This window comes from Flavobacterium sp. (assembly GCF_041392005.1).
Taxonomy (GTDB): domain Bacteria; phylum Bacteroidota; class Bacteroidia; order Flavobacteriales; family Flavobacteriaceae; genus Flavobacterium.
Genome location: NZ_JAWKMX010000001.1, coordinates 252,428 through 265,670 on the forward strand (window position 1 = coordinate 252,428; position 13,243 = coordinate 265,670).

General features: G+C 32.0%; 16 protein-coding genes. 10 read left to right on the forward strand and 6 right to left on the reverse strand.

What is annotated here, in order from left to right; translation table 11 throughout:
* Positions 1-258: 258 nt before the first annotated feature.
* The 7 genes from R2808_RS01175 to R2808_RS01205 all read left to right on the forward strand — a co-directional run bounded on the left by R2808_RS01175 (position 259) and on the right by R2808_RS01205 (position 5,790).
* The gene (locus R2808_RS01175; RefSeq protein ID WP_371269099.1) at positions 259-522 is read left to right on the forward strand and encodes a hypothetical protein; all 264 of its coding nucleotides are present in this window, start codon (positions 259-261) and stop codon (positions 520-522) included.
* A gap of 584 nt (positions 523-1,106) precedes the next feature.
* Entirely contained in the window at positions 1,107-1,436 is a 330-nt protein-coding gene (locus R2808_RS01180; protein ID WP_371269100.1) for a hypothetical protein, read from the forward strand.
* Between the two features lie 672 nt (positions 1,437-2,108).
* The gene (locus tag R2808_RS01185; protein WP_371269101.1) at positions 2,109-3,014 is read left to right on the forward strand and encodes a ribonuclease Z; all 906 of its coding nucleotides are present in this window, start codon (positions 2,109-2,111) and stop codon (positions 3,012-3,014) included.
* A 65-nt stretch (positions 3,015-3,079) separates the two neighbouring features.
* The gene (gene pdxH, locus R2808_RS01190; RefSeq protein ID WP_371269102.1) at positions 3,080-3,724 is read left to right on the forward strand and encodes a pyridoxamine 5'-phosphate oxidase; all 645 of its coding nucleotides are present in this window, start codon (positions 3,080-3,082) and stop codon (positions 3,722-3,724) included.
* A 128-nt stretch (positions 3,725-3,852) separates the two neighbouring features.
* Positions 3,853-4,347 carry a CAP domain-containing protein gene (locus tag R2808_RS01195; protein WP_371269103.1) on the forward strand — a complete coding sequence of 165 codons (495 nt, stop codon included), beginning with the start codon at positions 3,853-3,855 and terminating at the stop codon, positions 4,345-4,347.
* Between the two features lie 57 nt (positions 4,348-4,404).
* Positions 4,405-4,785 carry a methylglyoxal synthase gene (locus R2808_RS01200; protein ID WP_371269104.1) on the forward strand — a complete coding sequence of 127 codons (381 nt, stop codon included), beginning with the start codon at positions 4,405-4,407 and terminating at the stop codon, positions 4,783-4,785.
* Between the two features lie 54 nt (positions 4,786-4,839).
* Positions 4,840-5,790: an NAD(P)H-dependent flavin oxidoreductase gene (locus R2808_RS01205; RefSeq protein ID WP_371269105.1), complete on the forward strand. Its 951-nt coding sequence runs from the start codon at positions 4,840-4,842 to the stop codon at positions 5,788-5,790.
* Positions 5,791-5,825: 35 nt separating this feature from the next.
* On the opposite strand, the gene R2808_RS01210 is transcribed toward R2808_RS01205, so the two are convergent.
* Positions 5,826-6,914 (reverse strand): M42 family metallopeptidase, encoded by a 1,089-nt coding sequence (locus tag R2808_RS01210; protein ID WP_371269107.1) that lies wholly within the window; start codon positions 6,912-6,914, stop codon positions 5,826-5,828.
* A 92-nt stretch (positions 6,915-7,006) separates the two neighbouring features.
* Between R2808_RS01210 and R2808_RS01215 the strand changes: the two genes are divergently transcribed.
* A complete protein-coding gene (locus R2808_RS01215) occupies positions 7,007-7,693 on the forward strand; it encodes a DUF4294 domain-containing protein (RefSeq protein WP_371269108.1) in 687 nt (228 codons plus the stop codon).
* 8 nt (positions 7,694-7,701) lie between these two features.
* Here the strand turns inward: R2808_RS01215 and R2808_RS01220 are convergent, their stop codons facing one another.
* A complete protein-coding gene (locus R2808_RS01220; RefSeq protein ID WP_371269109.1) occupies positions 7,702-8,934 on the reverse strand; it encodes an ABC transporter permease in 1,233 nt (410 codons plus the stop codon).
* Between the two features lie 6 nt (positions 8,935-8,940).
* On the opposite strand from R2808_RS01220, the gene R2808_RS01225 reads away from it, so the two are divergent.
* Entirely contained in the window at positions 8,941-10,266 is a 1,326-nt protein-coding gene (locus tag R2808_RS01225) for an exo-beta-N-acetylmuramidase NamZ domain-containing protein (RefSeq protein WP_371269110.1), read from the forward strand.
* A 20-nt stretch (positions 10,267-10,286) separates the two neighbouring features.
* Here R2808_RS01225 and R2808_RS01230 read toward each other — a convergent pair whose 3' ends face one another.
* Both R2808_RS01230 and R2808_RS01235 read right to left on the reverse strand, forming a co-directional pair.
* Positions 10,287-10,697, reverse strand: a complete 411-nt coding sequence (locus R2808_RS01230; protein ID WP_371269111.1) for a PH domain-containing protein — start codon at positions 10,695-10,697, stop codon at positions 10,287-10,289.
* Between the two features lie 102 nt (positions 10,698-10,799).
* Positions 10,800-11,288, reverse strand: coding sequence for a YkgJ family cysteine cluster protein (locus R2808_RS01235; protein WP_371269112.1), 489 nt, complete (start codon positions 11,286-11,288; stop codon positions 10,800-10,802).
* Positions 11,289-11,404: 116 nt separating this feature from the next.
* On the opposite strand from R2808_RS01235, the gene R2808_RS01240 reads away from it, so the two are divergent.
* Complete coding sequence (locus R2808_RS01240; protein ID WP_371269114.1) at positions 11,405-12,133, forward strand: class I SAM-dependent methyltransferase; 729 nt, start codon at positions 11,405-11,407, stop codon at positions 12,131-12,133.
* A 42-nt stretch (positions 12,134-12,175) separates the two neighbouring features.
* On the opposite strand, the gene R2808_RS01245 is transcribed toward R2808_RS01240, so the two are convergent.
* Together R2808_RS01245 and R2808_RS01250 are read right to left on the reverse strand one after the other, a co-directional pair.
* Complete coding sequence (locus tag R2808_RS01245; protein ID WP_371269115.1) at positions 12,176-12,577, reverse strand: DUF2059 domain-containing protein; 402 nt, start codon at positions 12,575-12,577, stop codon at positions 12,176-12,178.
* 16 nt (positions 12,578-12,593) lie between these two features.
* Positions 12,594-13,226: a 7-carboxy-7-deazaguanine synthase QueE gene (locus tag R2808_RS01250; RefSeq protein WP_371269116.1), complete on the reverse strand. Its 633-nt coding sequence runs from the start codon at positions 13,224-13,226 to the stop codon at positions 12,594-12,596.
* Positions 13,227-13,243: the final 17 nt, after the last annotated feature.

A 13,243-nucleotide genomic window follows, 5' to 3' on the forward strand; every position in this document is an offset into this window, starting at 1 on the left:
TCTGATTGTGTTTCAAATTTTATTATAAAAATGATGATAATTTTATAATAAAATTAAGACCGACAGATATAACACATGAAATTATATTATTCAAAACTGAGGATAGTTACAAAAATTTAAATGAGATGAACCAATCATTGTTAAAATTAACAGACGTTTCAACAGAACAAAAGCAAAACTGGAAGTTTAATTTTTTTAAATGATGATATTATTATAATTCCTAAATTTAATTTCAATATTGAAAAAAATTATGAAACAATGGAAGGGAAAATTCTAAACGGTTTTGAAAATAAATTTAGAATTGAGACTGCATATCAAAGAACTGCATTTGTATTGGATGAAAACGGAGCGGAAATTGAAAGCGAAGTAGAATATGCTGTTGAAGCATCAGAATCAATTGGAGAAATTGAAAAACCAAAACCCAAAAAACTAATCTTTGACAAACCATTTTACGTATTACTTAGAAAAAAAGGTGCAGAAAACCCTTATTTTGCTTTATGGAATGTTAATTCCGAACTTTAGAAAAGAATAACTTCTACTAACAGCAGTTAAAAGTAATGGCTTAGGCAAGGGCATACTTCCGAATTTTCTCTGAAAAATCAAAAGTTTGCGTTATATTTGTTATGGCTTGGTGTTGGCTCGTCGCCACTTATTTTAGCTACCAAACGTTAGAACACATTCAGCTAAAGCTGACCAAAGTTGCTACGTGCTTCGCACTCCCGCCCCTTTGGAAATGTGTTCTAACGAACTGCTAAACCAAATTACTTTTTTACATACCTGTAAACGACAGCTTTAGCTGCCCATCGAGGGAAAACGTGTACTAACATAAGCTGTGTAATTGCCTACTTTTTTGTTTCCCAATAAGCGAAATTTGTACAAATTACGTAAACTACGTTTATTTGACAACCAATTGGACAAATTGAAAGTGGAAGTTGTTTATTTGTCAATTGTTTTAACACAATTTCTTATATTTACTCAAAAAAGTAGAACTACGTTTAGCATTCGTTAGCGGTCAGATCAGGACGACCATCTAAAAACTAAAACACTTAAAAAATGAAAGGAAAAGTTTTAAATCTACTTCTATAATTTCTTCTTTATTCGGTTATTTGGAATGGGGAAAAGACAATAGTACATTTACTTTTCAAGGAGAATATGAACTATTAAAAAATATGCTTAATGAGCCTAGATCAGCAATTCACCCATTTTCAATTATACCACTTTTAGGACAAATAATTTTGTTCATTACTCTTTTTCAAGAAACACCAAACCGAAAATTGATTTATGTTGGTATTTCTTGTCTTGGTCTTTTATTAGTATTTATGTTTTTCATAGGAGTAATTAGTGTAAATTTTAAAATATTAATTTCAACATTACCTTTTATTGTGGTCGCTATTCTTATAATTATTAATCAACGTAAAGCCCAAAATGAAAATTGAAACTCACAAAATAAATGACAATAAAATAGCATCAGCTAACAGCAGTTACAAGTAATGGCTTTTTTTGGCAACCTTCCGAATTTTCTCTGAAAAATCAAAAGTTTGCGTTATATTTGTTATGGCTTGGTCTTGGCTCGTCGCCACTGAGAGCAAGCCGCAGTTCGTTAGAACACATTCATCTGAAAATGACCTACGCAAAAATTATAATCGGAATTGGAATCTTAATCGGAATTTTTCTCTTTAAGAAAACTAAACCGAAATTTTTAGTCGGAATTTTAGTTGGGCTAATTATTAGTTTTATTCTGTTCTTTATCGAAAATGTACTTCTAAAAAACATTTCGTTTATCAGTTTCGGAATTTTGAGCTTGATATTCGTTGCTTATAGTGGAATTAAAAGAAAATGGCTGAATTTGATTATAGGACTTTTTGCTATCTTTTCGTTTTTGTCGAAATTATTGCACTATCCTTATACAAATGAGCTGAAATTATTAATGATAATTCCGATTTTATGTTACTCGTTGACTTTGAGAAAAAAAGAAAAATATGAAAACGAATTATCGATTTTGACAATATTCGTTTCGTATGAATTAAGCGAGTTTATTAAACTAATTGAACAATGGATAAACTGAAAAAGCCGATTTATTAACATTGTATAACTGCAACTGAAAAACCATGAAATTACACATACTAGGCTGTTATGCCGCCACGCCACGAACCATTTCCAACCCAACTTCGCAAGTATTAGAAATAAAAAACCAACTTTTTTTAATTGATTGTGCCGAAGGAACGCAAACACAACTTCGCAAACAGAAAATTAAATTTTCACGTATCAATCACATCTTTATATCGCATTTACACGGCGATCATTTTTATGGCTTAATCGGGTTAATTTCAACTTTTATGTTACTTAATCGAGCAAACGATTTGCACGTTTACGGTCCAAAAGGAATTAAAGAAATTATTTTATTACAGCTTAGAGCATCGGGTTCTTACACAGGTTATAACTTATACTTTCACGAATTAGAAAATACAGAAAGTGAAATTGTGTATGAAGATGAAAAAGTATTGGTTAAAACCATTCCGCTAAAACACAGAGTTTATACAAACGGCTATTTATTTCAAGAAAAAAATATAAAACGGAAACTAAATCTAGAAGCCATAGATTATTATAAAATAGATACTTGTTATTTTCAAAAACTTATTTACGGTGGCGATATGAAATTAGATGATGAAACTATTATACCAAATGCAGCATTAACTTTTAATCCAGAACCTGAAAAAAGCTACGCTTTTTGTAGCGATACAGTTTATAATGAAGAAATTGTACCAATAATAAAAAACGTAGATGCACTCTATCATGAAAGTACTTTTTTAGAAAGCGAGGCACATTTAGCGGAAAAAACAATGCACAGTACAGCCAAACAAGCCGCAAAAATTGCTAAATTAGCACATGCAAAATGTTTAATTTTAGGTCATTATTCTACTCGATACGGAAACATAGAACCTTTTAAAACCGAAGCTAAAACTATTTTTAATAATGTTATACTAGCAGAAGATGGAAAAACAATCGAACTCTGAAACTTATTTTTCTCGAATATTGAAATTTATAATTAAGCTATTTACAGCAAAGAAAAAACAAAACAATGAGTGATTTAAGTAATTATCGCAAAACATACGACAAAGCCGAACTTTTAGAAAACACTATTCCAGAAGACCCTATTAATTTATTTCATAAATGGTTTCACGAAGTAGAAGATTTTGGTGGCGTAGAAGAAGTTAACGCCATGACGGTTTCAACTTTCGGTTTAGACGGATTTCCTAAAAATAGGGTGGTATTACTTAAAAAATTTAACGAAGAAGGATTTATTTTTTACACCAATTACACTTCCGAAAAAGGAAAAGCCATTTTAAACAATCCGCATATTTGCTTGTCTTTTTTTTGGCATTCCATAGAACGCCAAGTTATTATTAAAGGTATTGCCGAAAAAACTACCGAAAACATTTCCGACAATTATTTCGCATCGCGCCCAAAAGGAAGTCAACTTGGGGCTTTAGTTTCCAATCAAAGCGAAGTTATTCCGAACAGAGAGTATTTAGAAGAAAAATTAAAAACCTTAGAACATCAGTTTGAAAACAAAGAAGTACCTCGACCTAACTTTTGGGGTGGCTTTTTAGTTCGCCCAGTTGAAATAGAATTTTGGCAAGGTCGCCCTAATCGCTTGCACGATAGAATTCGATACCAACTAAAAGAAAATTACATCTGGAAAATAGATCGACTAGCGCCTTAAAATAAACTATTGCTTACACAATTGTTAAATAATTAAATTTTTTGACTATTTTTTCTATTTTCAATTGATTTTTTCCTACATTAGTATTCCCAAATCTTATTTATCGTAAAACTTAACCTACTAATGTTATGAAAATACTAGCATCTATTTTCTATATTGGTTTCTTTGTAATGTATTTTTCTTCGTGCTCTAACGATACTTCAAAAGGAAATGAAACCAATGCAAATTTTACGCAAGAAAGCTACAACCATTCTCCAGATGAAATGGAAGCATTAGCGCTACTTAACGAATACAGAGTGTCTAAGAATTTGCCAACGCTTCAAGTTATAGAACACATCTCCTTTGTAGCAAGTACACATAACGATTATATGATAGCTAACAACACGCTAAATCATGATAATTTTGAAGAAAGACAAGCAAATATGGTAACGGTTTTAAATGCTTATAAAGTGGGTGAAAACGTAGCTTCTGGCCACAACCCTATAGCCGAAATAGTAGCAGCTTGGACAAACAGTAATGGTCATAAAAATATAATTGAAGGTGATTATACTCATTTTGGAATAGCCATAACAACAAACGCGGCAGGTAAAAAATATGTAACCAATATTTTTATAAAAAAGTAAACCAATAATTACTGCTGATTTTAAAAAATGAATTTACGTTTTTTGTAACTTTACGCTATGAAAAATTTTGAATTAGCAATTATAGCGCACGATGGTAAAAAAGCCGAAATGGTGCAATTTATTAATAAAAACAAAGCGTTACTCATAGCCGAAAAAATAAAAATAATTGCCACAGGAACAACCGGAGGCAAAGTAGAACAAACCGGAATAAAAGTAAAAAAAATGCTATCGGGACCACTTGGCGGCGATGCCCAAATTGCTGCTCGAGTTGCCGAAGGAAAAACGAAAATGGTTCTGTTTTTTAAAGATCCAAACTCTAGCCACCCGCACGAGCCCGATATTAATATGCTTATCCGCATTTGCGATGTACACAATGTTCCGCTAGCAACTAACGAAGCTTCAGCTCAATTGCTTTTAAACGCATTAAATTTAGAGTAAGTATTTTATTATGCGTGCATACAAATTTGTATATTTGGATAAATTTTGATTTCTATGGCTAAAAAGAGTTTAACCGAACTGCTTCAAATACAATATCCTATTATAATGGCGCCTATGTTCTTAGTATCAAACACTAAAATGGTAAAAGAAGCTATGAAATGTGGTATTGCAGGTTGTATTCCTGCATTAAATTACAGAACATTAGACCAGTTAAAAGACGCTATTAATGAATTGAAGCAAGCCAAAGTTGCTGGCGGAAGTTTTGGATTTAATTTAATTGTAAACAAATCGAATGTAAAATACAAAGAACAGCTTCGTTTACTTTGCGAAGAAAAAGTCGATTTTATTTTAACTTCATTAGGAAGTCCAGAAGAAACCATAAGAGAAGCTCACAAAGTTGGTATAAAAGTATTTTGCGATGTTACCGATTTAAATTTTGCAAAAAAAGTAGAAAGCCTTGGCGCCGATGCACTCGTGGCTGTAAACAACGAAGCAGGTGGCCACAGAGGTAATATTAATCCTGAAACGTTAATTAATGTCTTAAATGAAAACACTACTTTACCTGTAATTTCTGCTGGTGGTGTAAGCTCTAAAACCGATTTAGATAAGATGTTACGTTATGGCGCCGTTGGTGTTTCTGTTGGCAGTCCGTTTATTGCTTCAGAAGAGGCCGATGTTTCTACAGAATACAAACAAGCTTGTGTAGATTACGGCGCTACCGATATTGTAATGACCGAAAGAATATCGGGTACGCCTTGTACCGTTATTAATACACCATACGTACAAAAAGTAGGCACAAAACAGCCTTGGTACGAACGTTTATTAAACAAAAATAAAAAACTAAAAAAATGGGTAAAAATGTTTCGTTTTTACATTGGAATGAAAGCTACCGAAAAAGCGGCTAAAGAAGTTACTTATAAAACTGTTTGGGTAGCAGGACCAAGTATAGAAAATACAAAAGAAATTTTACCCGTTTCAAAAATAGTTGCCAAATTAATTCAATAAAAAAATGCCTCGTTAATTAACGAGGCATTTTTTTATTATTTAAAATACGAAAACGTTTCGTTGTTCTCTATTTTCAGTAACGATTCGTAAATTAATTTAATAACATTTTCTACATCTTCGCGGTGTACCATTTCCACAGTAGTGTGCATATAGCGTAAAGGCAATGAGATTAGTGCTGAAGCCACACCGCCATTACTATAAGCAAACGCATCGGTATCGGTTCCTGTTACTCTTGAAGAGGCATGACGCTGAAACGGAATGTTGTTTTCTTCTGCAGTAGCAACAATCATTTCGCGTAAATTGTTTTGTGTAGCAGGTGCATACGCAATAACTGGTCCACGCCCCATTTTTAAATCGCCTTCAATTTTTTTATCAATCATAGGTGTTGTAGTATCGTGGCAAACATCGGTAACAATAGCAACATTTGGTTTTATGGTTTGTGTAATCATTTCGGCACCACGCAAACCTATTTCTTCTTGTACAGCATTTACAATATACAAGCCAAATGGCAATTTCTTTTTATTCTCTTTTAATAAACGAGCTACTTCGGCAATCATAAAACCGCCCATTCTGTTATCTATAGCGCGGCAAACAAATTTATTTCCGTTTAAAACTTCAAAAGCATCTGGATAGGTAATAACGCAACCCACGTGAATGCCCAATGCTTCAACCTCTTTTTTGGTTTCGCAACCGCAGTCTATAAAAATATTACTAATTTTTGCAGGCTCTTCTTTATCTCTACTTCGTGTATGAATAGCTGGCCAGCCAAAAACACCTTTTACAATTCCTTTTTTAGTATGAATATTAACACGTTTCGATGGCGCAATCATATGGTCGCTTCCACCATTTCTAATTACGTAAATTAAACCATCGTCTGTAATGTAGTTAACGTACCATGAAATTTCATCGGCATGACCTTCAATTACAACTTTATAAGGTGCATCAGGATTTATAACACCTACAGCAGAGCCATAAGTATCGGTTATAAAAGTATCTACATAAGGTTTCAAATACTCCATCCATAATTTTTGCCCCGATGCTTCCCAGCCTGTAGGCGATGCGTTGTTTAAATAGTTTTCTAAAAAAGTTAACGATGTCTTTTTTAATATTGATTTTGAACTCATATCATTTTAATTTTGTGCTAAATTATAAAATTGGCACAAGACTTGACAATAATTGTTTAATTTTGATGAACTTTATAAACTATTATTTTAGAATGAAACTACTTTTTTTGTTTATTAACGTATTGCTTTGCAACTTGATTTTTTCGCAAATTCAAGAACAAGACACGTTAAAAGTTACCAAACAAGACTCGTCTATTTTATATTCATTTGAGTTAAAAGAGTTGGTTATATCGGAAAAGGGAAAATTATCGGAATCGCAAAAAAGACTTATTATTTTAAAAAGACGTGTTTTTAAAACGTATCCGTATGCAAAAGCAACTGCTGAAAAATTGGTTAAAATAAACACGGTATTAGCCCAACTTAAAACCAAAAAAGAAAAGAAAAAATATTTAAAAATTGCCGAAGATTATTTGCAAAAAGAATTTGAACCACGTTTAAAAAAATTATCTAGAAAAGATGGTCAAATATTAGTAAAATTAATAGCTCGGCAAACAGGAGAAAGTACTTTTAATTTAATAAAAGATTACAAAAGCGGTTGGAAAGCATTTTGGTCTAACAATACCGCAAAATTATTTGATATTGATTTAAAAAAAACATACAAACCTTACGATGTTTTTGAAGATTTTCAAATTGAAAGCATTTTGGTAACCGCATTTCGCCAAAAACATTTGGTAGAACAACCGCCAGCAAAACCAATAGACTTAAAAGATTTAGCAAATTCTTGGCGCGAAAAAGCAAAAAAATTAGGCACTAGTACATCTGAAAATGAAGAAGATTAGGGTTTCTATTAATCGAAACGTATTGCTTTAACAGGCGAAATTTTAGTAATAATATACGATGGTAGCATCAATACTACTAAGCAAATTAAGATTGTTCCCATATTAATTAATAAAAAATACGGAATATCTATTACTACAGGTGCACTTGTTACATAATAATTCTCAGGATTTAGTTTTACAACTTGAAAATATTTTTGAATAAGTAATAGTGCAATCGCAATTCCGTTGCCCCACAACAACCCATTACTAATTAAGCGAAACGCATTATAAAGAAACACTTTTCTAACTACCCAGTTCGATGCGCCCAAGGCTTTTAATATGCCAATCATTTGTGTTCTTTCTAATATTAAAACCAGTAGCGCTACAATCATATTTATAGTTGCTACAACAATCATTACAATTAAAATAATAAGCGTATTAAAATCGAACATTTTTAGCCATTCAAATATTCCATAATATTTTTGAGCAATAGTAGTGCTGTTATAAATAGGCGGAATTGCTTTATACACTTCTTCGCCTTTTTCTTCAATTTTATCAAAATCGTCAATAAAAACCTCAAATTGTCCTATTTCATTTGGTTTCCATTTATTAATTTTTTGAATATGACGAATATCGCCCAGCACATAATTGGCATCAAAATCTTGAAATCCTGAATTAAAAATTCCTACAATTTTAAAACTACGCAAGTTATATCCTTTTCCACCATCTTTTAAAAAATAGGTTCGGGCAACATCGTTAAGTTTCAATTTTAATCGATTGGCTAAATATTCGGAAATTACAATGTCATCGGTAATTTTAGAAGATACATTTGGCAATGTGCCTTGCACCAAATAATTTTGCAAATAACTCCAGTCATAGTCTGCTCCTACTCCTTTAAAAACAACACCTTCAACCGTTTCTTCTGTTCTAATTAAAGCCGTTTTATTTGCTATAGCTTGTATGTGCTTGATACCGCTAACCGTTGTAAAATTTGGATAAAAATCTTGCTCGGTAGCAATAGGTATTGTATTAATTTCCGATTGATTATCGTCAAAATTAGAAATAATAATATGTCCGTTAACTGCCGAAAATTTTTCTCTAATTTTTTGTTGCAACCCCATACTTGTAGCCACGGCAACCAGCATCATAATTATACCAAGTGCTACCGCAATAGTTGCTATTTTTATTATTGGAGAAGATACACTACTTTTATGGCTTTTAGCAGTTGCTAATCGTTTGGCTATGAAATATTCTAAATTCAACTTATTATGATTCCGAAATTATTATTCAAAAATACATTTTTATTCTTGGTTTTACTTGTTTTTTCGTGTGGAAATTCAACCCAGTCAAGTCAAAAGTCGAAAGTCGAAAGTCGAAAGTCTAAAACAAAAGATATCGATTCAATAAGAAATGAAAAAAAAATAATTACGGGTGCTGAAAATTTTTCTAAGTACAGTTCTTTATTAAAAGATAAAAAAGTGGGAGTTCTTACCAATCAAACAGGAATAATTGAATTTACAATAATGAAAGGGCATTTACATGAAAAAGAAAGTGAATTAGTAACTATGAGTATTGTGGATTTTTTTCTAGAACAAAAAATTAATGTACGAAAAATCTTTGCACCCGAACACGGTTTTAGAGGAACTGCCGATGCTGGCGAACTTATTAAAGACGGAAAAGATACTAAAACCGGCCTGCCAATAATTTCGCTTTACGGAAATAATAAAAAACCAAAACCCGAACAAATAAACGATTTAGATATTATAGTTTTTGATCTTCAAGATGTGGGCGCACGATTTTACACCTATATATCTACGCTACATTATGTTATGGAAGCTTGTGCCGAAGTGGGAATACCACTCATAATCTTAGATAGACCAAACCCAAATATTGCTATTGTTGATGGACCAATTTTAGAAACGGAATTCAAAAGTTTTGTTGGAATGCACAAAATTCCTGTTTTGCACGGAATGACTATTGGCGAATATGCAAAAATGATTAACGGCGAAAAATGGCTAAACAATAATGTTCAATGTGAATTGACTGTAATTCCTTGTGAGAATTATGCTAGAAATATGTCTTATAGTTTACCTGTAAAACCTTCGCCTAATTTACCAAACGACAAAGCTATAAATTTATATGCGAGTTTGTGTTTTTTTGAAGGAACCAATGTAAGCGTAGGTCGTGGAACCAATAAACAATTTCAAATTTACGGTTCGCCTTATTTATTAACTGGCAAGATTGAAGAAATAAACGGTATTAAAGCAGAACTTATAATTAATGATTATACGTTTACACCAAAACCAAATGAAGGCGCAAAAGAACCTTTATATAATGGTATAGAATGCCATGGTGTAGATTTATCGGAAATTGAAAAGGTAAACCAACTCGAATTGAAATGGCTGATTAACGCTTATAATGAAACCCCAGATAAATCGAAATTTTTTAATTCGTTTTTTACCAAATTAGCGGGAACAAAAAAGCTGCAACAGCAAATTGAAACTGGAGTTTCGGAAAATGAAATTCGTGCTTCGTGGCAAGATGGTTTAGACCAATTTAAGGAAATACGAGAAAAATATTTGATTTATGAGTAAAGAAGAAAGATGAAACCAAATTAATTCTCAACAATAATTTCTGGATTTAATTTCAACAATTCATCTACAAAACCCTGTATGTCTTTTGGCGAAATAACAATTGATTTTGATTTTTCATAAAACACTTCAATTCTATCGGTAAGCGAAGCCGCTGGTGCACTTAAAATACTATCGGTTTTCTTAATTGATTTAATAGTTGAAATCGAAATATTTTTATTAACAACAAATCCTGAATGCACTTTTAAATTTCCTTTTGTAATTGTATAGTTTGTATCGTAAAGCAAATACATAATTAAGATAAAAACGGCAATTATAATAGCAAAAATTACCCAATCTTTTTCTCTAACACCTATAATAATTGCCGGAATTGAAGTTGCCCAATATAAAATTGGTATAAATTTATCAACTTTTGATGGAAATACTTTTTTCATAAATTAAATTTAGATTCCTACGAAAATAGAATATTTTGCGAAATCAATGACAAGGTAACAAAAAAACTAAATGCTATTTACTGTAAACTGTTAACTAAAAAGTTACAATATAATTTTTTTCTTCATTTCTTCTACAATGTTAAAAGCCGCAGGGCAAATCGCCACGTTCTTTAAAGTAAGATTCGCTATTTGCTGAAACTTTTTTCTGTTGGTGTGTGGAAATTCGCGGCACGCTTTTGGACGAACATCATAAATAAAACACTTGTTATCGCTATCTAAAAAAGCACACGGAACACGTTGCAACACATAATCGTTATCTTCGTCAATTCGCAAATATTGTTCAATAAATTGTTGTGGTTTTAAACGTAAATGTTTTGCAATGCGTTCAATATCTGCAGTTGTAAAAAGTGGTCCAGTGGTTTTACAACAATTGGCACAATCTAAACAATCGGTTCTTTTAAATTCGGCATCGTGTAAGTCTTGCATTACATAATCTAAATTCTTCGGTGGCTTCTTTTTAAGTTTATCGAAGTACTTTTTATTATCGTTATGTTTTTCCTTAGCTAGTTTATTTAATTGTTCTAATTTCAAGTTATTTGTTATTTTTGTTTCAAGTTTCAGGTTCTATTTCATGAGCATTAATTTCGCAAATGTAATTTAAACAACTTGAAACTTATAACCTGAAACAAAATTTACTTCGTAAATTTATGAAAGACCTTTTTGGAAAAGCCATTTTAGATTATCAAACCAATAATCATCCAGAAGATTTAATTACCGAAACTTCTATTAGTGAAGCCGATGAAATGAGTGTGGCTTATTTGTTTCGTGGCTTTAATGAAATGCCAAAAATGGAACAAAAAGCATTGCAACTAGCAAAAGGTAATGTTTTAGATGTGGGTTGTGGTGCTGGTAGCCATAGTTTGTATTTACAAAACGAAAGAAATTTAGAGGTAACTTCAATTGATATTTCTGCAAATGCTATTGAAGCGTGTTTACTTCGAGGATTGAAAAAGGCAAAAGTTAAAGATGTAATGGAATTAAATTTAGATTCTGATTTTCATCAGCATGAAAAATACGATACCATTTTACTACTTATGAATGGCGCTGGTATGTGTGGCAAACTGAAAAACATATCAAAATTTTTGCAGAAACTGAAATCATTACTCAACGAAAATGGACAAATTTTACTGGATTCTTCCGATATTATTTATATGTTCGATGAAGATGACGACGGTGGCAAATGGATTCCAACCGATGTAGATTATTATGGCGAAGTTACTTTTGAAATTCAGTATAAAGGCGAAAAAGAAGAACCGTTTAATTGGATGTATATCGATTTTAATACATTACAAAATGCCGCTGTTGCAAATGGTTTTCAGTGCGAATTAGTTATAGAAGGCGAACATTTCGATTATTTAGCAAAACTTACGACATAAAAAAACCGACTAAAGTCGGTTTTAAAGCAAATTCGTTTTTAATTATTGCATATATTTCATTACTAAACCTTGTAATTCCATTCCCACGGTTTGTTGCGTAGCCATTGATTTTTCGGCTAATATTGGTGCATTTTTTTGAATTTTTTGACCAATTGGCGACTCGTAAAATTTTATCATTTCTTTAATATCGTCATGCGAATAAACTTCCATATAATTATCGGCTTGTTTTTCTGAAATAGAATTTACTATTACATCAAACTCTTTTAAAAATTCGGCTTGCTTTTCTGACGGAATCATGGTTAAAATTTGTCCTTTTGCTGCATCCATAGCTGAATTTGCACCCGACAATTTCATCATTTTTAAAACATCAGCTTTAAAATCTTCTTGAGAAAACCCCATTTGCCCTACTAAAATGAAAGCAAAAATTAAGAATACTTTTTTCATTGTAATTAATTTAGAATTAAGGAATATTTAAATATTTATGTGTTTGTAAAGATATGCGCCATTTCGGATTTTTCATAACATAATCAATAATTAATGGTGTCATTTCTTCTTTTTTACTCCATTCGGGTTGCAAAAACAATACCGCTTTTTTATTTACTTGTGCAGCTTGTTCTTCGGCAAACTGAAAATCGTGTTTGTTGTAAATAATTATTTTTAATTCGTTAGCCATATTATATGCTTCTTGAACGGGAAGTTTTGTTTTTTTAGGCGATAAACAAAACCAATCCCAATTTCCTGTAACGGCATAAGCGCCCGAAGTTTCAATATGTACTTTTAGTCCTTCTTTTTGTAGTTTTGAAGTTAATGCAAGCATATCCCACATTAATGGTTCGCCGCCTGTAACCACAACGGTTTCGGCATATTGCTTAGCATTAGCAACAATAACATCTGTTGCAGTAGGCGGATGCAAATCGGCATTCCAACTTTCCTTTACATCGCACCAGTGGCAACCTACATCGCAACCACCAATTCGAATAAAATAAGCCGCAGTTCCCGTATGAAAGCCTTCGCCTTGTATGGTGTAAAACGCTTCCATTAGAGGAAGCATTTCGCCTTTATCTACCGCAATTTGAATTTCTTTTTTTAGCATAGTGCGCAAAGGTATGG

Coding starts and splice junctions, on each gene's coding strand:
- R2808_RS01175 (WP_371269099.1), top strand. CDS start 259: ATGGAAGGGAAAATTCTAAACGGTTTTGAAAATAAATTTAGAATTGAG.
- R2808_RS01185 (WP_371269101.1), top strand. CDS start 2,109: ATGAAATTACACATACTAGGCTGTTATGCCGCCACGCCACGAACCATT.
- pdxH (WP_371269102.1), top strand. CDS start 3,080: ATGAGTGATTTAAGTAATTATCGCAAAACATACGACAAAGCCGAACTT.
- R2808_RS01195 (WP_371269103.1), top strand. CDS start 3,853: ATGAAAATACTAGCATCTATTTTCTATATTGGTTTCTTTGTAATGTAT.
- R2808_RS01200 (WP_371269104.1), top strand. CDS start 4,405: ATGAAAAATTTTGAATTAGCAATTATAGCGCACGATGGTAAAAAAGCC.
- R2808_RS01205 (WP_371269105.1), top strand. CDS start 4,840: ATGGCTAAAAAGAGTTTAACCGAACTGCTTCAAATACAATATCCTATT.
- R2808_RS01210 (WP_371269107.1), bottom strand. CDS start 6,914: ATGAGTTCAAAATCAATATTAAAAAAGACATCGTTAACTTTTTTAGAA.
- R2808_RS01215 (WP_371269108.1), top strand. CDS start 7,007: ATGAAACTACTTTTTTTGTTTATTAACGTATTGCTTTGCAACTTGATT.
- R2808_RS01225 (WP_371269110.1), top strand. CDS start 8,941: ATGATTCCGAAATTATTATTCAAAAATACATTTTTATTCTTGGTTTTA.
- R2808_RS01230 (WP_371269111.1), bottom strand. CDS start 10,697: ATGAAAAAAGTATTTCCATCAAAAGTTGATAAATTTATACCAATTTTA.
- R2808_RS01240 (WP_371269114.1), top strand. CDS start 11,405: ATGAAAGACCTTTTTGGAAAAGCCATTTTAGATTATCAAACCAATAAT.
- R2808_RS01245 (WP_371269115.1), bottom strand. CDS start 12,577: ATGAAAAAAGTATTCTTAATTTTTGCTTTCATTTTAGTAGGGCAAATG.
- R2808_RS01250 (WP_371269116.1), bottom strand. CDS start 13,226: ATGCTAAAAAAAGAAATTCAAATTGCGGTAGATAAAGGCGAAATGCTT.